Genomic DNA, 20698 nt, shown 5'->3' with positions numbered 1-20698 from the left:
GGAAATAACTTGAAGGTTACAATATGGTTACATAAAATAATTATTAATAAGCCATTCATTTAAATTTGAATATATTTACAAAAATAATCAACATATGGAGTAAATATGAATAACCTAAAGCTTCAAAATAAAATACTATTAATTCTCCTTCTACCAATCATTAGTATAATTGTTTTATCAATTAATTCACTATATATTAAATATGAAGAAAAAAACAGTATGACTAAAACTATTAACTATTTAGAATTTGTTGTAAATAGTAATAGTTTTTTAGTTCAATTACAAAAAGAGAGAAGTTACTCTCTTAATTATATATCTTCTTATGGAAACAGTTTTAAAGATGAACTAAAATTTCAGGTTCAAGAAAGTGATAAATATAAAAAACTTTATAAAGAATTCACTCAAAACTTTAATGCTAGTAATTATGATGAAAAACTTGTGCCAAAAATAGAGAAGGTTTTAAAAGAGATAAAACAATTAAAAAATATTAGAGAACAAGTCTTATCTTCTCAAATAGATGAAGAAAGAACAGATAAGTTTTATACAAATATAATTGATACTTTGTTGACTTTTTCAGATGATTTAGTTGCATTTTCTAATAATGGAAAGATTTCTAAATATTCAGAATCTTTAATATCATTAATAAATACTTCTGAAAAAGCTTATAAGGAATCAACAGTAGTTCGTAATATCTTTGATTTAGGAAGAATATCTAGTGAGAGTTATTATCTATTTAGTTCACTTGTTGCCTCACAAGATACATATCTTTCTACATTTAAGAAAAATGCATCAAAAGAAGAATTAAAAACATATGAAAAAATACTTACTTCAAACTCTACAAAAGAAGTAGAAAAACTTAGAAAAATAGTTTTTCTTAAAAATACTAAAGTACAGTTATTATCTCACATAAAAGAGGTTGCTGGATATGGTGGATTAATCCATAATTTTAAAAACTATGTTTTAAGAGGAGATAGAAAATATCTTAAAAAGGTAGAACAACTACATACTTCTTTAATTCGTGATATCAAAAAATATTCTAGAATTAAAAATGTAACAAAAAAAGAGAAAAAACTACTAAAGAAAATAAAAAGAGTATTTGATTCATATTTACTTACAGCGTCTGAATTAAAAGCTATGATTGATAAAGGCTCAAGTGTTGAAGAGATAGATGCATATACTTCAATAGATGACTCAAGAGCAATTAAAGCAATAAATAGTTTAAGTAAAAATATCTTTGGTGGAGATATTAAAGTATGGGATAAGTATTCTATACAAAGAATTAAACAATTAGAAAATTTACAAAATCAAGTAACTAATAACTTGTTAACTCTAATGGAGAATAGAACATCACAAATTCAAGAGAACTTTATTTTATTAATAGCTGTTATTGTTGTAATTTTAACTCTTATTTTTGTTTCGCTATTTTTTATGACTAGAAAAATTGTAAATGCGATGATGAACTTCAAAGAAGGTTTAGAATATTTCTTCTCTTATGTAAGTAGAGAAAAAGAGTATTTAAATGCAATGCCTATTAATGGTAGTGATGAGTTTGCTTTAATGACAATAGATATGAATACTCAAATTGTAAAAATTAAAGATATTATTGAGCAAGATAAAAAAGTTGTAATTGAATTAAGTGATGTGGTTCAAAAAGTATCTAATGGTTTTTTAGAGTACAAAATTCATCAAAGTGGTGCTACAAATGAAGTAGAATCACTAAGACTTATTATTAATGACATGATTAATAATACATATAATAAAGTAAGTAATATTAATAAAGTACTAGATGGTTATGCTACTGGTAATTATAGTACAAGATTAAAAGGGGAAGAAAAAGATGGTTTATACGGAGATTTTGGAACACTATTCTCAGGTTCAGTATTATTAGGACAATCTATTTCACAACTTGTGGCAATGATTACTAATGCTGGAAAAGAGTTAGAGTCTAATACTTTAGTATTAAGTAAATCTTCTCTTGATTTATCTACTAGTGCAAATCAACAAGCTTCATCACTAGAAGAAACAGCTGCTTCAATTGAACAAATCACAAGTAATATGAAATCAAGTTCTAATGATGTTATTAAGATGTTAACAATTTCAGATGAATTAAACTCTTCTGCTGTAAGTGGGAATACTTTAGCTAGTAAAACATCTACTTCTATGGATGAGATTAATGAAAAAGTAAAAGCAATTAGTGAAGCAATTTCTGTAATTGATAAAATTGCATTCCAAACAAATATTCTATCATTAAACGCAGCAGTAGAAGCAGCAACAGCAGGGGAAGCAGGAAAAGGTTTTGCCGTTGTTGCCCAAGAAGTAAGAAACCTTGCAGGAAGATCAGCAGAGGCTGCTAATACTATTAAACAATTAGTTGAAGAGGCTAGTTATAAATCAAATGAAGGTAAGAGTATTGCAAATGATATGATCAAAGGTTATGATAACTTATCTGAAAAAATTATTGATACAAAAGATATTATAGATAGTGTAAGTTCTGCTATTAAAGAACAAGAAGAGGGTATGATTCAAGTAAATGCTGCTGTTAATGAATTAGATCAAATGACACAAGAAAATGCAGCAACTTCTGCTAATATAGGTAATTTATCAAATGAAGTTGCAAATCTTTCATCTAGACTTATTGGAATTACTGCAAAAGCAAAAATTACAGATAAATATTATGATATGGTTGATGATATTGATTTAATTCAACAAATATCAAGATTTAAAAACAATAATATAAAAGTGAAAAAAGAGTATTTTGGAAATTTAGATTCATATAATATAGTAGAAGTTATAAAAAATGAAGATACAGAATTAGGAAAATGGATAATTGATTGTGAAAGAGAAAATAAAGTTTTTGTTAATTCAAATGAATGGAAAAAATTAAAAGAGAGAAAAAGTAAATTCCATAATTTAATGCAAGAGTTTATGGATTTAAATGCAAGAAAAGCAAATAATGATGAGTTAAAAGTGTTAGCAAAAGATATTGAATATTTAACTGGAGATTTATTCAGTTCTTTAAATGATATAGCAGTAATAAACACAAAACTAATTAGAGGTCAAAAAGCATAAGCTTTTGACCTTATATATTTAACAACATTTATTATCAGAGCAGCAAGTATTATCTTTACAACAATCACAACACTCTTCACAACAAGTACTAGTACAATCACAATTCTCACAAGTACATTTTATCTCACAACATTTTTCGTTTGTTTTATTATTTTCCATAATATATCCTTTTAATTTAATTTCACTACTAAGACGCAATAAAATAAATAAAGTTGCACTTTTTATAAAGTTTGTAATTTTCTAAAAAAGTTGCAACCTTTTTATTTACTTTTACGTCATATAATATATATGAAGGAATAAAATGAAAGAAACAATTAGTGAAATATATGAAACCTTTAGAAAACCACTTTTATATTTTATATTAAAAAATGTATCTAATAAAAATATTGCAGAAGATTTATTACATGAAGTATTTATAAAAGCATATACAAATTTTGATACTTTAAAAGAGAAAGAAAAAATTCAATCATGGCTTTATATGATAGCTAGAAATACAATTACAGACTATTTTAGAAAAAAACAAATATCAAGTACAGAACATACTGATTTATTTTTTGAAGAGAATATAGACGAATCAGTAATAAATGAATTATCATGTTGTTTAAAAACATTAATAGATAAGTTACCTCAAAATCAAAAGAATGTATTAGAAGCTGTGTATTTTAATGAAAAAAGTCTAATTGAGTATTCAGAACAAAAAAATATAAAACTATCAACTGTAAAGTCACATTCAAAAAGAGCAAAAGAAAAATTAAAAAAAGTTTTTAATGAGTGTTGTTCTTTTCAAGTGAATAAAAATGAAGAGATAGTAGATTACAAATACAAGGATAAATCTTGTATTTGTAATCAAGCTTGATTTATTGAACTGTTTGATGTAGTTTTGAGCACTGTGAAAGGAAAGTATCCATTCCACACATATCATTCATAATATCTTGGAAAGAGTGTGCATGGGCATTATATACATATACGAATATTTCATCGCCTTTTTGTAAGAAGTTTTTCTTTCCAAAATCAGTATATGCTGTTGCTCCTGCTGCAATCAGTATTCCATTTGAATCTTTTGCTTGACCCATAAATTGAGTTAGCTCTTCTAGAGGTCCACAATCTTCTTGTGTATTTAGTTTATCAATCATCCAATCTTTTAATTGATTGAAAAAATATGAGTATGATTTAACTGATGAGGTAGTACCATAATCATGTACTATTCCGTCTCTTTTAATAAAAGAAGAAATATGATATTTACTTAAAATACCATCTTCAGTAAAGTTATCAATTTCAATAATATCTTGTGAAATACCTTTTGTATTTATTCCCCAATTCTTTTTTGTACTTAGTTTATTTCCATCTTGAATTCTAATTGAACAGTCATTAAAGGCTGAAAAATATTTTGGAACAATATCAATAACTTTTTCATTTTCATATACGAAATCACAAATCAAAGCTACTTCAGCTTCTACTTGAAGGTTTTCATCTTCTCTACCATGTGTATATATAATTTCATCACAAACTGGATATGTTCCTAAAAAACTCTCATGGTTTTTAATATAAAAAGGGAACATTCCTTTTGGTGCATCTTTTTCTTTTGTTTCAATTACAGCGAACTCATCTGCCTCACCAGCTTCCCCTAGGTGATTAGCAAAGTTTCCTGCAACTGCAAAGCCTAAATAATCTTTTAAGTCTTCTAATAACATGATTTATTCCTATATATATATGTATTTTTTTGGAAAATGAATATATCATTTATAAAGTCTTATTAAAGTCAAGGTAAAAAAATAGTTTTGGGTTTTAAGGTTTGTTTTAAGAGTATAAAACTTAGCTTTTATAAAAAGAGTAGTTGTGAAGTAAAAAGCCTTTGTAATTGGAATGAGTTTGATGATTCTTTTTTTAGTTTTATTGTATTAATTGAAATAATATTATTAAATGTTTTAAAAAAGCCATTTAATATATATTAATCTAATTTAATCTGATATAAACGTTGTCAATATAATTATTTTTTTTGTTTTTAGAATATATAATATTATTATATAATGATAAATTAAGGTTTTAAATAATAATATTATTATTATTTAAAAAGGAAAAATATGAAAAAAATTGTTTTACTGATGGCTTTAGCTTTAAGTAGTATAAGTTTAAATGCGGCATCACTTCTAGGTCAAGTAAGTGTAAAGGATAGTATGTGTTATTATTGGGGAAATAGTTGGACTCATCCCACTTTACCAAATGCAAATACTTGTTTTGATATTAGAAATGTTTATACAAACTTAAATAGATGGGATAATGGTAGTCATGGTAATGTAACTAAAACATCTAAAAATCTAGAAGGTGATTATATGTTGATTCAAGTAGATGTATTTGGTGTTCCAGCAAATGAACCAACAGTTATGTATAAATATCAAACTCTTAATGCTGTAGGATATGAACAAATAGTTAATTATGATAGTAATCCTGCTATTATAAATGGTAGTAGATACTGGTTTCAATATAGAGGTAATGTAGGTTCAGGTGATATTATAGTTAAACATTATGCTAACTATGTAGATGAACTAGAAGTGAGATAAATAGCTAAAAGATGGATCGTAATCCATCTTTTATTTTTTAAGGATAATTATGAATATAAGTACAACAGAACAAGGATATACAAATTATCAAACTCAAGCAAATAATTCTACTGTTAAAACTCAATCAAATGAAGATTTTTCAAGTGCTTTAGAAAACTTCAAATCTTACAAAGCAGAAGAGTCAACAAAAACTGACTCAAAAGAAGAAGAGTATGACGAAAAATATCAACTTGGATTACAGAGATATAATGTTTTTCAAGATGGAGATAATAAATGGTTTGGAAATTCAGTATTTGAGAAAGATCAAAATGCCAAAAATGAATTTATTAGTTACCTATCAAGTCTTAGTGAGATGGACATTGGTTTTTTAAGTGGAAAATTGAATTCATCTTTTGGAGGTCAATTAATGGAAGATGAAAATGGTAATATTGTATCTGGTAGATATGAAAAAGACCCTTCTAAAGAGTTTTATTCAGTAGGAAGTACAATAAACTATTTTGAAAATGAACTTAATGATCTTATAGAAGGTGCAAGAAAATTTGGTGGAGATCCAACGTATATGGCTAATCTTTTAACAGATGTAGTAAATTTCTTTAAAAGCTATCAATCAAAAGAGCAAGAAAATCAATATCAAGCTTTAGGAATTAAATAAAATGCAAATTGATAAAGAGAAGATTAAATCTATTTTCTTTTTTATACCTTTAATATTATTAGTAGTTATTGGCATTAATAGCTTATTTATTGAAAATAAAAAAGAAGATATAAAGATTATTGAGATACAAGAAAATAATTTTTTACAAAAAGAAAAACCTAAAGAAATAATTAAAGAAAGAATAATTACAAAAACTATTACAAAATATGTAGAAAAGAAAGATGTTAAAGAAGAACCTAAAGAGCTAATCAAAGAAAAAGTTACAAATATTTTTATAGATGAAAACTATGAAGTGAAAACAAAAGATGAAACTTCAACTTTAGTTGAAAGAGATGATAAAAATAAAAAATATAAAGTATCACTAATAAGTGATAAAACAATAATATCAACCCCAACCGGAGCAGCTTATATAGTTTTAAATGGAACAATATACAATGATGGAGATAAAAATAGATTTTCTTTATCTTTCAATGAATATTATAAAGAGTATTTGAATAGTGTATATATTCAAGTTATAAATAAAGATTTAGATATTAAAGCAAGTTGTGATGGGAGTTTTTTGAGTGGAGTTAATTCTAATTATAGTTATGATATAGGAGTAGATATTTCTGGTGATAGCTTATTTTGTTATATTATATCTGAAAAAGAAAATACTCCTATACTTGAAAGTATATTAAGTGAAAATAAAGTTAAAAGCCTTGAATATATTAAAGATTTAGATTTAGATTTAGATTTAGATTTAAAAAGAAAATAATAAAACAAAGGGTTACCTTTGTTTTATTTCAAATATATTAGATAGTTCTCCATTTAGCAGGACCTGTAGTGTGAATAGATACACCCTCAGAGTCGACCGCTACTGTAACTGGCATGTCTTTTACTTCAAATTCGTAAATAGCTTCCATACCCATTTCTTCAAAAGCAATAACTTTTGCATCAGTAATTGATTGAGAAATTAAATAAGCAGCTCCACCAGTAGCAATTAAGTAAGTAGATTTGTATTCTTTAATTAAATCAATAGTTGGTTGCTTTCTTTCAGCTTTACCAATCATACCTAAGATTCCGATTTCCATCATGTCTTTAGTAAATTTATCCATTCTTGTAGATGTAGTTGGTCCCGCAGGTCCTACTTTTTCATCTCTTACAGGATCAACTGGTCCAACGTAGTAGATAAATCTATCAGTTAAGTCTAAACCATTTGGTAAAGGTTTATTAGCGTTTTTGTACTCAACAATTTTCTTATGAGCAGCATCTCTAGCTGTTAAGATTTTTCCAGATAATAATAATGTATCACCTGATTTAAATTGAGATAAGTTTTCTTTTGTTAAATCATCAATATTAACTTTTTTAACACTGTCCATTGGGATTTCTAAATCTGGCCAGATGTCTAAAGAAGGTCTTTCAAATTTAACTGCACCATTACCATCTAATTCAAAATGAATATGTCTAGTAGCTGCACAATTTGGAATCATTGCAACTGGTAACGATGCGGCGTGACATGGGTAATCTAAGATTTTAACATCAAGAACAGTAGTTAAACCACCAAGACCTTGTGCTCCAATACCAACTTTGTTAATATCTTCGTATAATCTTAATCTTAATTCTTCAAGAGCATTTTGTGGACCTCTTGCTTGTAATTCATGAATATCAACGTGATCCATTAAAGATTCTTTTGCTAAAAGCATAGACTTCTCTGGATTTCCACCAATACCAATACCTAAAATTCCAGGAGGACACCAACCAGCACCCATTTCTCTAACATTAGCCATAACCCAGTCATAAACTGAATCAGATGGATTTAATACAGAGAATTTAGATTTATTCTCAGAACCACCACCTTTAGCAGCAACAGTAATATCAATAGTATCACCATTGTTAACACTCATGTGAATAACAGCTGGAGTATTATCTTTTGTATTAGCTCTTTTTCCTGCAGGATCAGAAACAACAGAATATCTTAAAGTATTATCTGGATTAGTATAACCTTTAGCTACACCTGCATTTAATACATCTTCAAGTTCTCTTGTTAATTCAAGTTTAGCATTTAAACCAACTTTAACAAAAATGTTAACTGAACCAGTATCTTGACATAAAGGTCTGTGACCCATTGCACACATTTTAGAATTAATTAGAATTTGCGCGATTGCATTCTTTGCAGATTCTGATTGTTCTTTTTCGTATGCTTCAACCATACCTTGTACGAAATCTTCTGGATGATAGTATGAGATAAATTGACAGGCGTCAGCAACGCTGTCGATAATATCTTGTTCTGTAATTACGCTCATTTTTTACCTTTTTGCTTAGAAATTGAGTACATTATACCAATGCACAGATGAAAGAAATCTTTTTTTTGAAGTTTAATTTTTTTAATTTTTAAAGTGTTTAGTTTTTACATTCAAAATTAATAAAAGGAGTATAAATTGTACTACTATAAGAATTATAAAAGATAATAAAAAGAGGGTGTTTTTTTGTTTAGAAGTAAATTAATGTAGTGATATAAAAACAATCTAAGGCTAAAAGCCTTAGATTTAAGATATTAAGAGAAGAATCTTTCTTTAACTCTATCTTGTAATTTAGTTCCAGAGAAGTTTGCTCTTTGAACTAATTCCCAGAAGTATCTGTAAGTTGCTCTATCGTGTAACTCACCATCATACTGGATTGGTCCCCACTCAGCATCTTGAGCAGCAATTAAGATATTTTGTGCAGCTTCTAACTCAGTAAAGTCTGGTTTCATTGCATCAACAATTGCTTGAACTTGTGTTGGATAAATAGACCACATTCTTAAGAATCCGAACTCATTTCTAGCTTTTTCAGCATCTTTGTAAGTTTGGTATGGGTTCTTTAAGTCTAATGTAACATTATGACAAGGAATAATGTGATTTTGTAATGCAGCTTGAACAACTTTTGCTTTAGCAGCACCAATTAATCTATGATCAAATTGACCTGGAGATCTCATGTTAGATGCAGGAATTGCACCTTGGTAACCAGAAACAAAGTCCATTAAACCAAAGTCTAATACTTGTACCCATGGTAAAGTAGCAGTTTTTTCTACATCTTGTAAAGCACCGTGTGTTTCAATTAAAACGTGAACTGGAATCTCTCTTGAAATATTTGCTTCTTTACATTTAGCTTGAATATATTCAACTTGAGTTTTTGCATCTTCATAAGAAGTTGATTTAGGAATAGTAATGTATGCTAATTTCTCACCAGCACCTGGTACTAAAATATCAATATCTTGTCTCCAATCTGGATGATCAAAATCGTGAATTCTAGTTCCTGCCATTCCGTATTTGTTAGCTTCAGAGTTTACAACTCTTACAATCATTTCTGCATGCTCAACTTCTTTACCAGTTTCAGCTCCATCTTCACAATCACAAGTAATATCAAAAACAGGTCCTAATTTCTCTTGCATTTGGAAACCTTTTAGGATTAGCTTTTCGCTACCTGCAAAGTGCTCACAAGATGGGATAATTGGTAAGTTGTCTCCAGAACCAAATAGTGCTTCGTTAGGGTGTGTCATAATATTTTCCTTTTTCTTAAATTTAATTTTTTATTTTTTTGTTTTTTTCTTTGGGATTACTACTGTGTAATCTAAATCAAGTACTACATTTTTTAAGTACTTTCCATCTTCACCTTTTGGGTTTTCAATTTCTGAAGATTTCTGATTTTTCACAGCAATCGTTCTTAATCTTAATAATCCAATATCTTCTCTTTTATGATCAATTGTTTCTAGTACTTCAGTATAAGCATAAATTGTATCACCTGCATAAGTTGGGTTTGCATGAGCTCCAGAGTTAATAGCATACATGAATGATGCATTTTGTAAACCATTAAATGAAATAGCTCTAGCCATTGAAATTACAATTCCACCATACATTAATCTCTCACCCATTGGTGAGCTTTTCATCATGTGGTCATTGAAATGAACTTTTGCATTGTTTTGGTATAACTTAGTTGCTAGTGTATGATCACTATTATCAACTGTAATACCCTCAGGGTGATTTAATCTTTCACCTTTTTCATAATCTTCGAAGAAGAATTTTCCTCCAGAAGCATCAGTATCTACACACTTGATTTCTGGTAAGTTAATTTCATCTAGAATAGGTGTTGCTTCAGCAAAAGTAGGAATTTCTTTAATTCCAGATAAAGTTCCTTTATCTTTTTTGTGAACCATAACCCATCTTTTGAAGTTAAGAACTTCTGCTCCATCTTGGTTTACACCAATTGAATGAACATAAACAACTCCACTTTTTCCATTTGAATTCTCTTTTAATCCAATAACTGATGAAGTCATAGAAACTGTATCCCCAATATATACAGAATTAGGGAATGCGATTTCTGCATAACCTAAGTTAGCAATTGCATTTAAAGAAATATCTTGTACAGATTTACCAAATGTTAAGTGAAACATTAATGTATCATCAATAGGTCTTTTCTCAAATCCCATTTCATTTGCTACTACATCTGACGAATGTAATGCAAATCTAGAACCAGTGAAAGCGATGTATAAAGATACATCTCCTTCACTAATTGTTCTAGGAAGTGGGTGAACTATTTTTTGACCAATTGAAAAATCTTCAAAAAAGTTTCCAACGTTAATTTTAGACACTTAATCTCCTTATTTGTTAAATAGGTTTTGACCTAATGATTTATATGTTTCATATAATGTAATCATTTTTTTAGCCCATTTAATTCTAGAACCATCAACTAATCTATTATTGAAAAGAATTACTTCTTTCCCTTCTTTTTTAGCATCTTCGTATTGCGCTATCATTTGCTCATAATCTTCAACTTCTGATTGTTTAGGAGTAAAGATATCATTGATATATTCAATTTGAACTGGATGGATTAATGATTTACCATCGAATCCTAAGTTGAATGCATCTTTTGTTGAATCTTCACAAGCAAACTCATCAAGTACATCAAAGTGTGGACCGTCAATCACAGTTTTACCATAAGCTTTAGAAGCTAATGCAATTTGTGAAAGGTAATTAAACATCGCTTTTGAACCTTTTTTGATATCAATTTGAAGTCTATTTGCAAGTTTATTAGAACCAACAACAACAACTTCAACTCTATCAGATGCAGAACAAATTTCTTGGATGTTTAATACAGATAATGGTGTTTCAATCATAATCATTAGAGTTAATTCAGGATTAACCTCATCAATTAATTTAACTGCTTCTAAAACATCATCTTTTGATTCAATTTTAGAGAATAATAAACCATCAACTTCAATCTCTTTAACTAATTCTAAATCTTTCGCTAAATCTTCACTTCCTAAGTTATTAATTCTTAAGATTCTTTCAGACTCACCAAATTTAGAACCATCTTCTTTATATACTTCTCTAATTGTATCTCTAGCAACTGCTCTTTGCTCACCTAAAATTGCTTCTAGATCAAAAATTACAGAATCAGCTAATACAGTTTTTGCTTTTTGAACATTGTGTTTATTGTACGAAGGTACAAATAACATTGATCTTCTAGCTTTATATTCAATAAGCTCTTCCCCAGTCTCTTCTGCATGATATACATCATGTAAGTTTTTAACTAGTTGTTTTCTTAAAACTTTTCCATTTTTAGTTCTTGGGTAATCACTCATACCAAAGATTGTTTTAGGTGCTTTATATTTTGCTAAGTTATCTTGAGCAAATTTTAATACTACTGCTTCTTCATCTTCACTTAATTCAGTATGTCCAATTACAGCAATAGCAACGATTGTTTTGTCTTTTTCAATATCTAAACCAAAAGCAACACAATCAGCAACTAAATCATGAGTTTTTACAACTCTTTCAATTTCATGTGGAGATACTCTAAATCCGAATGTATTAATGATGTCATCTTTTCTACCAACGAACCAAATATAACCATCTTCATCTTTTTTAGCGTAATCACCTGTAAAGAAGTAACCATTATGTCTAGCTTTTCTAGTTTCTTCTTCTAATTGCCAGTACTCTAAGAATAATCCTGGATCATCTTCACCAATACAAATCATACCTTCTTCTTCAAGACCAACTTCTTCTAAAGTATTTGGGTCAAGTAGTTTTACAGTATGTCCTGGTTGTACGAATCCAGCAGATCCTGGTCTAATTGGATTATTTTTTGAATGTGAAATATAGTAAGAACACTCACTCATTCCAATTGCCTCAAAAATATCTTGTTTAAATCTATCTCTCCATAATCCAATCATTTCATCAGATAAATGCTCACCAGCAGACATACAATATCTTAATGATGGACAATCATCAGCTGTAAATTCAGTCTTTTGAATGATTTGTCTATAAATAGTAGGTACTCCAATAAAGATAGTACACTTATGCTTTTTAATTAAATCAACCCATGTTCCTGCATCATTACCACCTTCGTAAGCAATAACTGTATGACCATTATATAATGGATCCATAAGCGCAGAACCTAATACATAAGTCCAGTTGAATTTTCCAGAGTGCATGATTCTATCATTCTCTTTAAAGTCAAACCAGTACTCAGTAGCAGGAGTTCTTCCAACTAATGATCTATGAGAGTGTAAAACACCCTTTGGATAACCAGTTGTTCCAGATGTATATACTAAGTATGCTGGTTCACCTGATTTTGAGTTATAGTGATTAGGTGTAGTATCTGTTTTCTCTAAAACTTCAGAGAAAGAGTATACATTCATACCTTTTGGAATATTTAACCCATCAGTTGAATCAATACCTGCAACAATGATAGTTTTTAAGTTATCAAGGTTTTCAAGGTATGGAAGTAAGTTATCGTACATCGTTGCAGATAATACAATAGCACTTGCTTGTGAATCTTCAGCTAAGTATTTAACTTCAGAACCAGATAATAAAGTTGAAGTAGGTACCGCAATAATACCTGCTTTAATAGCTCCAAAGAATGAAATAGGGTAAGCTAGTGAGTTTTTTAAACATACTAGTACTCTATCTCTTGCTTCAAATCCTAAACCAGTTAAGAAGTTACAGATTTGATCTGATTTAGTAGCTAAATCTTTATATGATATTTCATCTGTACCTAACTTATCATCTTCAATAATCATTGCAGTGCTATTTTCTTTTTTAGTACCTACATGTTTAGATGTACAAGCAACACCAATATTTAAGTATTCAGGTACTTCAATTTTTACAGTTGAACTCATCGTATAACTCCTTATTAAATTTGACCGTAAGGCCAGTTTTCTTTAAATGTATGAATAGGCATTTTGTTTAAAACAGATAATGCGAATATTTCATCTTCTTTATTTAAACTCGTAAGTGCATAAGCTCTTAAGATATTTTGTAAAGATTTACCAAACATTGGTGGATCTAACATTTCACCTTTATATCTAATAGCACCAGATAATAAAGCATCAGCTTTAATAGCTTCTTTTAAAATCTCAACATCTTTTGCAATCTCTTTAGGAGATGGAGTAAATGCTACTTTACATACATTAATATGATTTGGAGTAATTACTTGTTTTCCAGTAAGACCCATTGCATATTCTCTTTGTGCATGTGCATAAACATGTCTAGATGCTTCATCACCATGTAAATCTAACCATCTTCTAATGTCTTTTTTCTCAACACAGTGATCAGGTAATGAATGTGGCGTTAATAATACTTCAACTCCACCGATAACACCTTTACCTTTAACTCTTGCTTCCATAGTTAAAATGTTAAAGAATGTTTCTAACTCATCAATCCAACCTTGAGGTGTGATTTTATAAGCCATTGCTTTAGAAAAATCATGGATACCAAATACAACGTGTTTAACAGTTGAATGTTCCATTAATCTGTCAGCAATTTGAAGTGACTTTGGATGCTCAATAATTGGTTGAATAGTTAAATTACTACCAATTGATACTAACCAAGAAGATAAATCTCTGATTTCAGCTGAACCATATACTTCCCCAGCTTTTGCTAAAACAATTGAATCAACATATTTGTGGATTTGTTTTAACATTTTTAAATCTTCTTCATACTCTTCAGTTCTGAATGGATTAATTCTAATAGCTATTTGAAAATTTCTTTCAGGGAACTTTGGAAGTTCTTGAATTAATAATTCTCTTGACATAGCTTTTTGTCTACAACCATCTTCTAAATCAAATAGTACAGTGTGTGCTTTTGTTTTATAAGCATGTTTTTGTAATCTTAATTTAGCTTGTTCCATACTCTCATATGTTCCATCTAATGGGTTGAATTTAATTGGCGGGTAGTAAATTTGTATACCTGGCCAGTGTCCACCAAGAACTGGTGTTAAGTCATCATTTGCCGTTAATTTTGATAAATCTATTGCAGAAGTCATCTTCTTACCTTTCATTTATTGTTTATTGCGATTATGTGCTTCCTGTTTTTAATTAGACACTACATTGTAGCGATTTTTAAAAACGAACGAGAAAGTTATACAGCATTTAAAATGAATTGTTTTCATGCAATTTAAAATAGGAAATATATTTAAGTTTAAATTTAAAAAGTGCATAAATAACCCATAAAATAGGGATTTTAAACTTAAATAGCTAGGAAAATATGGCAAAAATCATGAAGTTTATTTGAAAAATTAAGCTTTCTAAATTTACAAATTTTACAAATTTTCAAATTCTTTTTGCTTTTTTATGATTTTTTTTCTTTTCAAAGGAAAATAAAGTGAGATATTTTATTGTGGGATTTTGGGAGAAAAAGTCATACTTTCCCTCCTAAAATTTATATAAAAAGCTTTTATATATTATGTAGATAATTTAATTTATCAAAATACTCTTCTAAAAAAGGAAGAGATACTTCTTCAAAAGAGTCTTTATCTTCATATAGATTAATATAGAACTCATAATCTATATTTCTATTTTTTAAAGCTTCAATTGAAAGTAAAGTATCGTTTATACTTCCAAGTTTAGATGGAGTGATTAAAATGGCTTGTGTTTGGAACTCTTTTATTAAGTCAATAATAAATAGATTCTTTTCTAAGGGAACCATAAGCCCACCTGCACCTTCTATAATAAGAACATCACATAAAGTTGACAAATACTCTTTTTTTTCTTTCAGTACTTCTATATCTATATATGTATTACCTTTTGATACATAAGGAGCTGCTGGTAATTTAAACTGATAGGGAACAACATCATTTATATGTGCTGTAAAATCTGGATTTAATTCTTTTGTTATTTTTAACATTTTATTACCATCTAAAGGTAAGTCAATAACACCCGTTTCACAGGGTTTGAAGTACCCAACTCTAAGGCCTTGTTTTGCGAAATATCTTAAAAACTTTTCGCTAGCATAGGTTTTTCCAACGTCTGTATTTGTTGCTGTGATAAACAATGATTTGTTTTTATAATAATCTTTTTCTTTTAGCATATAATTTCTTTTTTGGTATAATATTTATTATCTTAAAAAATAAAACGATATTTTATCATAAAAAGGTTTGAAGTGGCTAACGAAATAGAAATAGAATTAGAAGATGAATTACATTTAGAAGAGCCAAAAAAATATAAAGTATTCTTGTTGAATGATGATTATTCAACAATGGATTTTGTAATAGAAATTTTAATAAAAGTATTTAGAAAAACAGTAGATGAAGCTTCAGCAATCATGCTAAATATTCATAATAATGGTAGAGAAGTTTGTGGGGTATTTACTCACGAAATCGCAGCTACAAAAGTATCTCAAGTAAAAACTATGGCAAGAGAACAAGGCTTTCCTTTGAAAGCTGTTATGGAAGAAGAGTAAGATTATGATTAGTAAAGAATTAAGAAACATTTTTTCGCAAGCAGTAGGTTATGCAAAAAGTAGTAACCATGAATATTTGACTTTAGAGCATATATTCTTAATGTTAATTCATGATGAATCAATTGAAAATTTATTTGTGGATTTAGGTGTAGATTCAAATAAGTTATTTGATGATACAAAAAAATATATTGAAGAAAATACTCCGGTTTTACCAGAAGGTGTTGAAGATGAACCTTTAGAGACTGTATCTTTAACTTCAACAATTGAGTATATGGTAGCACATACTCAAACAAGTGGTAAAACTAATGCAAGTGTAGAAGATATGTTTGTTGCTATATTAAAAGATGAAAAATCTTATGCAACATACCTTATTCACTCATTAGGTATTGAAAAAGTAGATATTTTAGAAGAGTTCTCTCATAATGAACCATTACAGAGTGAAGATGATGCAGAAGAAAAAAACAATAAAGTTTTAGATAAAAATTCTACTGAATTAGTAGCTCTTGCACAAAAAGGTGAAATTGATCCTGTAATTGGTCGAGAGAGAGAAATATCTAGAGTTATTGAAGTATTATCTAGAAGAAAAAAGAATAATCCAATTTTAGTAGGGGAACCAGGTGTTGGTAAAACTGCCATTGCTGAAGGTTTAGCTTTAGAGATTGCTCAAGAGAAAGTTCCTGAGTTTTTATATGATGCTAAGGTATTCTCATTAGATATGGGATCTATGATTGCTGGAACTAAATATAGAGGAGATTTTGAAAAGAAATTAAAATCTTTATTACAAGAAGTAATCAAAGTTCCTAATGCAATTTTATTTATTGATGAAATTCATACTATTGTTGGTGCTGGAAGTGTTGGAGGATCTGCTATGGATGCTTCAAATATTTTAAAACCAATGTTAGCAAATGGAAAACTAAGATGTATTGGTGCTACTACATTTGCTGAGTTTAGAAATGATTTCTCAAAAGATAAAGCATTATCTAGAAGATTTGCTAAAGTAGATATTGAAGAACCTTCTGTTGAAGACTCTATTACTATTCTAAATGGATTAAAATCTAAATATGAAGAGTTCCATGGGGTTGAATACTCAAATGATGCAATTGTGAGTGCTGTTGAATTAAGTAAGAAATATATCACTGATAGATTCCTACCTGATTGTGCTATTGATGTTATTGATGAGGTTGGGGCTTCTAAGAAAATTAACTTAGCAACTGAACTTAAAACAAAAACAAAAAAGAATATTACAGTAACTCAAAGTGATATTGAAATAACAGTTTCAAAAATGGCACATATTCCTGCTCGATCAGCTACTAAATCTGACCTTACTTTATTAAAAGGTTTAGAGAAAAATATGCAAAAAAGAGTATTTGGACAAGATGATGCTGTTAGTACTATTGCTCAATCAATCAAAAGAAACAAAGCAGGGCTTGGTTTAGATAAAAAACCTATTGGATCTTTTCTTTTCACTGGACCTACTGGTGTTGGTAAAACAGAAGTTGCAAAAGAGTTATCTCATCAATTAGGTGTACACTTTGAGAGATTTGATATGAGTGAATATATGGAAGCTCATACAATTTCAAGATTAATTGGAGCACCTGCTGGTTATGTTGGATTTGAACAAGGTGGATTATTAACAGAAGCCATTAGAAAACATCCTCATACAGTATTATTACTTGATGAAATTGAAAAAGCTCATCCTGATTTAATGTCTATTTTACTTCAAGTTATGGATAATGCAGAACTTACAGATAATGCTGGAAACAAAGCTGACTTCCAAAATGTAATTTTAATTATGACTTCAAATCTAGGGGCTACTGAAGCTAATGTTATGGGATTTGCAAAAGATGATGGTTTAAATGAAAATAAAGCTATCAATAAATTCTTTGCACCTGAGTTTAGAAATAGACTTGATAATATTGTTTCATTTGCAGCATTGAGTTTAGATGTTGTAGCAAAAGTTGCTGGTAAATTTATTGAAGATTTAGAAGAGCAATTAAGTGATAAGAATATTAAAATTACTATCTCTGCTAAAGCTAAAAAACAATTAGCAACATTAGGATATGACAAAGCTATGGGAGCTAGACCTCTTAATAGAGTTATATCTGACAAAATTAAAAACATTTTAACAGATGAAATATTATTTGGAAAATTGAAAAAAGGCGGACAAGTCAAAATCGATTTCAAAGAAGATTTTATCTTCGATTATAAGCCACTTTAAAAAGTGGCTTTTTTTATTGCCAAATTCTATTTAAACTAAAATTCAGAAATGTTTAATAATACTTTAAAAGATTTTATGTAATACTTGTAAAAATAAGTATTTTCTACAAAGGGTTGCATAAAATTTTTAAAGGAGTTTGCTATGAGATTATACATGGGTGGCGCCGCTTCAATTGCCTATTCAAATTACAATCATAATACTCAGCTATTCCAAAAATCTTTAGAACGATTATCTAGTGGACTTAGAATAAATAGTGCAGCAGATGACCCCTCAGGTCTAGCAATTGCTGATAAACTTAGAACTCAAGCTAGCTCAATAAATCAAAGTATACAAAATGCAAACTCTGCAATAGGTCTTACTCAAATTGCTGATAAAGCAATGGCAGAACAATCAAATATAATTGATATTATAAAATCAAAACTTATTCAAGCAAGAACTGCCACTACTTCTGATGAAGGTAGAGAGGCTATAAGAAAAGATATTGTTAAGTACTTAGAACAATTAGATAATATTGCTGAACAAACAAACTACAATGGTCGTACTTTATTACAAAAAGATAGAGGAGATAATACTAGCTCCGATAGTTTACAATTTCAAGTAGGGGAGAGTTCTTCTGATACTATTGATATGAATGGAGTTCAATCAAATACAACTGGATTAAATCTAAATGCTCTTAAAACTTTAGGAGTTGGTGGATTAACTGCAAATGTAGCGGCTACTAATATGAGTGTAGTTGATGATGCTTTAAGTCAATTAAATACATTTAGATCAGAGTTTGGTTCTACTCAGAATCAATTAGAGTCTTCTATTAGATATATGGTTACTATGGAGACAAATCTAAAAGCTAGTGAATCTGCTATTAGAGATGTTGATTATGCAAAAGAAACTATGGAACTTAATAGACTAAAAATCATTATGCAAGCAGGAATGTATGCAATTGCTCAAGCTAATAAAATGCAAGAACAAATGATTAAATATCTTTATGGATAGAAATAAACACAATTTTTATACAAACTAATCTTATTATGGATAAAATTTATTACTTCTTTATTACTTATAAAGTAAAATTTGAAATTATTAATCTAAAGGAACATTACTATGAAAAAGATTTTATTAAGTTCAGCAGTTGCTGTATTGATATTAGTAGGTTGTGGCGAAGAGAAAAAAACTACTGCTGCTGTTGAAGCTGTAGTAGAACAAAAAGTTGAAAAGGTTGAAGAAGTTAAACAACCTGAACCAACTAGAATCGAAGTTGTAACAAAAGCTGCTTCAGAAGCTGGTGATATTGTTTCTAAAGCTGCTAGTGATGTTACAGATACTGTAGCTGATGCTGCATCTAAAGTGGCAGAAAAAACTGCTGTAGTTGTTGAAGAAACAACAAAAGAAGTAAGTGAAGTTGCTAAAAAAGTAAATGAAAGTACTTCAAATGTAGTTGCAAGTGTAAAAGAAGAAGCTACTAAAGTAATGGCTGCTGTTAAAACAGAAGAGACTGCACCTTCTATTAATGTAAAAGCATTATTTGCTGCTTGTGCTGGATGTCATGGTCAAAATGGTGAAAAGAAAGCTTTAGGTAAATCTGCAATTATTAAAGGTTGGGATAAACAAAAGTTAATTGATGCATTAAATGGTTATAAAGATGGATCTTATGGTGGACCAATGAAAGGTGTTATGAAAGGGCAAGTTGCTACTAAATCAGACGCTGAAATTGAGGCATTATCTACATTTATCTCTAATTTATAAAATAAAAAGAAGCAATCGCTTCTTTTTATAACTTAATTTAATATATAATTTTCTAAAATACAAAGGCTTTCATTTTGAATATGAATATCTTTCCTCTAGAAAAACACTCCTTTGCCTTTCCCAATCCTTTATACGCTGACGATAGTGGTTTATTAGCTTTCGGTGGTGATTTAAATCCTAATAGAATAATGACAGCCTATGCCAATGGAATTTTCCCTTGGTACAATGAAGATGATCCTATTTTATGGTGGAGCCCAAATCCAAGACTTATACTTGAACTTGAAGATTTTAAAGTATCAAAAAGTTTAGCTAAAACTATAAAGAAGAATAGTTTTGAAATTAAGTTTGATACTAATTTTACAAGGGTAATGCTTGAATGTAAAAAAATACGTGAAGGAAAAGGAAGAGAAGGTACTTGGATTTTAGACGAAGTTGTAAAAGCCTATACTAAACTACATAAAATGGGTTTTGCTCACTCCTTTGAAGCTTATTATGAAGGTGAACTAGTAGGTGGGGGATATGGTATTAATATTGGCAATATTTTTTGTGGAGAATCAATGTTCACAAAAAAAACTGATGCTTCTAAAGTTGCTCTTTTTCATTTAGTGCAAAGACTTAAAGCTAATGGCTTTAAATTAATTGATTGTCAAATACCAAGTGATCATCTAAAAACTTTGGGTGCAAAGATTATGCCAAGGGAGGAGTTTATAACTTTAGTAAAAAAATCTACTAATGATTGTAAATCTTTCTAAAATATTTTAGATTA

At 29.0% G+C, this 20698-nt stretch carries 17 protein-coding genes; 10 read left to right on the top strand and 7 right to left on the bottom strand.

The genetic code is table 11. The features are described 5' to 3' along the window. The first annotated feature begins 105 nt into the window (after positions 1-105). Both ALEK_RS14110 and ALEK_RS14105 read left to right on the top strand, forming a co-directional pair. Positions 106-3069 (top strand): methyl-accepting chemotaxis protein, encoded by a 2964-nt coding sequence (locus tag ALEK_RS14110; protein ID WP_071626943.1) that lies wholly within the window; start codon positions 106-108, stop codon positions 3067-3069. A gap of 301 nt (positions 3070-3370) precedes the next feature. Beyond that, positions 3371-3925 (top strand): sigma-70 family RNA polymerase sigma factor, encoded by a 555-nt coding sequence (locus tag ALEK_RS14105; protein ID WP_071626944.1) that lies wholly within the window; start codon positions 3371-3373, stop codon positions 3923-3925. A gap of 1 nt (position 3926) precedes the next feature. On the opposite strand, the gene ALEK_RS14100 is transcribed toward ALEK_RS14105, so the two are convergent. Then, complete coding sequence (locus tag ALEK_RS14100; protein ID WP_228146288.1) at positions 3927-4760, bottom strand: DUF5718 family protein; 834 nt, start codon at positions 4758-4760, stop codon at positions 3927-3929. Between the two features lie 390 nt (positions 4761-5150). Between ALEK_RS14100 and ALEK_RS14095 the strand changes: the two genes are divergently transcribed. From ALEK_RS14095 to ALEK_RS14085, 3 genes are read left to right on the top strand one after another with little or no spacing between them, the layout of a single operon-like run. Continuing rightward, positions 5151-5627, top strand: a complete 477-nt coding sequence (locus ALEK_RS14095) for a hypothetical protein (protein ID WP_071626946.1) — start codon at positions 5151-5153, stop codon at positions 5625-5627. Between the two features lie 49 nt (positions 5628-5676). Then, positions 5677-6279, top strand: coding sequence for a hypothetical protein (locus ALEK_RS14090; RefSeq protein ID WP_071626947.1), 603 nt, complete (start codon positions 5677-5679; stop codon positions 6277-6279). A 1-nt stretch (position 6280) separates the two neighbouring features. Continuing rightward, entirely contained in the window at positions 6281-7033 is a 753-nt protein-coding gene (locus ALEK_RS14085; RefSeq protein ID WP_071626948.1) for a hypothetical protein, read from the top strand. Positions 7034-7070: 37 nt separating this feature from the next. On the opposite strand, the gene ALEK_RS14080 is transcribed toward ALEK_RS14085, so the two are convergent. The 6 genes from ALEK_RS14080 to bioD all read right to left on the bottom strand — a co-directional run bounded on the left by ALEK_RS14080 (position 7071) and on the right by bioD (position 15602). After that, a complete protein-coding gene (locus ALEK_RS14080; RefSeq protein WP_071626949.1) occupies positions 7071-8561 on the bottom strand; it encodes a fumarate hydratase in 1491 nt (496 codons plus the stop codon). A 251-nt stretch (positions 8562-8812) separates the two neighbouring features. Beyond that, positions 8813-9796, bottom strand: a complete 984-nt coding sequence (locus ALEK_RS14075; RefSeq protein ID WP_071626950.1) for an HpcH/HpaI aldolase/citrate lyase family protein — start codon at positions 9794-9796, stop codon at positions 8813-8815. Positions 9797-9826: 30 nt separating this feature from the next. Beyond that, complete coding sequence (locus tag ALEK_RS14070) at positions 9827-10885, bottom strand: MaoC family dehydratase (protein WP_071626951.1); 1059 nt, start codon at positions 10883-10885, stop codon at positions 9827-9829. Positions 10886-10894: 9 nt separating this feature from the next. Next, positions 10895-13414: an aldolase/citrate lyase family protein gene (locus ALEK_RS14065; protein ID WP_071626952.1), complete on the bottom strand. Its 2520-nt coding sequence runs from the start codon at positions 13412-13414 to the stop codon at positions 10895-10897. Between the two features lie 14 nt (positions 13415-13428). Next, a complete protein-coding gene (locus tag ALEK_RS14060) occupies positions 13429-14559 on the bottom strand; it encodes an HpcH/HpaI aldolase/citrate lyase family protein (protein WP_071626953.1) in 1131 nt (376 codons plus the stop codon). Between the two features lie 410 nt (positions 14560-14969). Continuing rightward, complete coding sequence (bioD, locus tag ALEK_RS14055) at positions 14970-15602, bottom strand: dethiobiotin synthase (RefSeq protein ID WP_071626954.1); 633 nt, start codon at positions 15600-15602, stop codon at positions 14970-14972. A 72-nt stretch (positions 15603-15674) separates the two neighbouring features. On the opposite strand from bioD, the gene ALEK_RS14050 reads away from it, so the two are divergent. The 5 genes from ALEK_RS14050 (at position 15675) to aat (ending at position 20684) form a co-directional block, all read left to right on the top strand. Beyond that, complete coding sequence (locus tag ALEK_RS14050) at positions 15675-15974, top strand: ATP-dependent Clp protease adaptor ClpS (RefSeq protein WP_071626955.1); 300 nt, start codon at positions 15675-15677, stop codon at positions 15972-15974. Between the two features lie 4 nt (positions 15975-15978). Further along, entirely contained in the window at positions 15979-18192 is a 2214-nt protein-coding gene (clpA, locus tag ALEK_RS14045; protein WP_071626956.1) for an ATP-dependent Clp protease ATP-binding subunit ClpA, read from the top strand. A 153-nt stretch (positions 18193-18345) separates the two neighbouring features. Then, the gene (locus ALEK_RS14040) at positions 18346-19182 is read left to right on the top strand and encodes a flagellin (RefSeq protein ID WP_173424154.1); all 837 of its coding nucleotides are present in this window, start codon (positions 18346-18348) and stop codon (positions 19180-19182) included. Between the two features lie 108 nt (positions 19183-19290). Beyond that, positions 19291-19932 (top strand): c-type cytochrome, encoded by a 642-nt coding sequence (locus tag ALEK_RS17710; protein WP_119184432.1) that lies wholly within the window; start codon positions 19291-19293, stop codon positions 19930-19932. Positions 19933-20012: 80 nt separating this feature from the next. Next, positions 20013-20684: a leucyl/phenylalanyl-tRNA--protein transferase gene (aat, locus tag ALEK_RS14030; protein WP_071627108.1), complete on the top strand. Its 672-nt coding sequence runs from the start codon at positions 20013-20015 to the stop codon at positions 20682-20684. Positions 20685-20698: the final 14 nt, after the last annotated feature.

Origin of the sequence: Poseidonibacter lekithochrous, assembly GCF_013283835.1 — a bacterium.
GTDB classification, from domain to species: domain Bacteria; phylum Campylobacterota; class Campylobacteria; order Campylobacterales; family Arcobacteraceae; genus Poseidonibacter; species Poseidonibacter lekithochrous.
This window is presented reverse-complemented; position numbering and strand designations above follow the sequence as displayed.

Excerpts from the sequence above, each read along its gene's own strand:
- ALEK_RS14110 (WP_071626943.1), top strand. The coding sequence starts at position 106 with ATGAATAACCTAAAGCTTCAAAATAAAATACTATTAATTCTCCTTCTA.
- ALEK_RS14105 (WP_071626944.1), top strand. The coding sequence starts at position 3,371 with ATGAAAGAAACAATTAGTGAAATATATGAAACCTTTAGAAAACCACTT.
- ALEK_RS14100 (WP_228146288.1), bottom strand. The coding sequence starts at position 4,760 with ATGTTATTAGAAGACTTAAAAGATTATTTAGGCTTTGCAGTTGCAGGA.
- ALEK_RS14095 (WP_071626946.1), top strand. The coding sequence starts at position 5,151 with ATGAAAAAAATTGTTTTACTGATGGCTTTAGCTTTAAGTAGTATAAGT.
- ALEK_RS14090 (WP_071626947.1), top strand. The coding sequence starts at position 5,677 with ATGAATATAAGTACAACAGAACAAGGATATACAAATTATCAAACTCAA.
- ALEK_RS14085 (WP_071626948.1), top strand. The coding sequence starts at position 6,281 with ATGCAAATTGATAAAGAGAAGATTAAATCTATTTTCTTTTTTATACCT.
- ALEK_RS14080 (WP_071626949.1), bottom strand. The coding sequence starts at position 8,561 with ATGAGCGTAATTACAGAACAAGATATTATCGACAGCGTTGCTGACGCC.
- ALEK_RS14075 (WP_071626950.1), bottom strand. The coding sequence starts at position 9,796 with ATGACACACCCTAACGAAGCACTATTTGGTTCTGGAGACAACTTACCA.
- ALEK_RS14065 (WP_071626952.1), bottom strand. The coding sequence starts at position 13,414 with ATGAGTTCAACTGTAAAAATTGAAGTACCTGAATACTTAAATATTGGT.
- ALEK_RS14060 (WP_071626953.1), bottom strand. The coding sequence starts at position 14,559 with ATGACTTCTGCAATAGATTTATCAAAATTAACGGCAAATGATGACTTA.
- bioD (WP_071626954.1), bottom strand. The coding sequence starts at position 15,602 with ATGCTAAAAGAAAAAGATTATTATAAAAACAAATCATTGTTTATCACA.
- clpA (WP_071626956.1), top strand. The coding sequence starts at position 15,979 with ATGATTAGTAAAGAATTAAGAAACATTTTTTCGCAAGCAGTAGGTTAT.
- ALEK_RS14040 (WP_173424154.1), top strand. The coding sequence starts at position 18,346 with ATGGGTGGCGCCGCTTCAATTGCCTATTCAAATTACAATCATAATACT.
- ALEK_RS17710 (WP_119184432.1), top strand. The coding sequence starts at position 19,291 with ATGAAAAAGATTTTATTAAGTTCAGCAGTTGCTGTATTGATATTAGTA.
- aat (WP_071627108.1), top strand. The coding sequence starts at position 20,013 with ATGAATATCTTTCCTCTAGAAAAACACTCCTTTGCCTTTCCCAATCCT.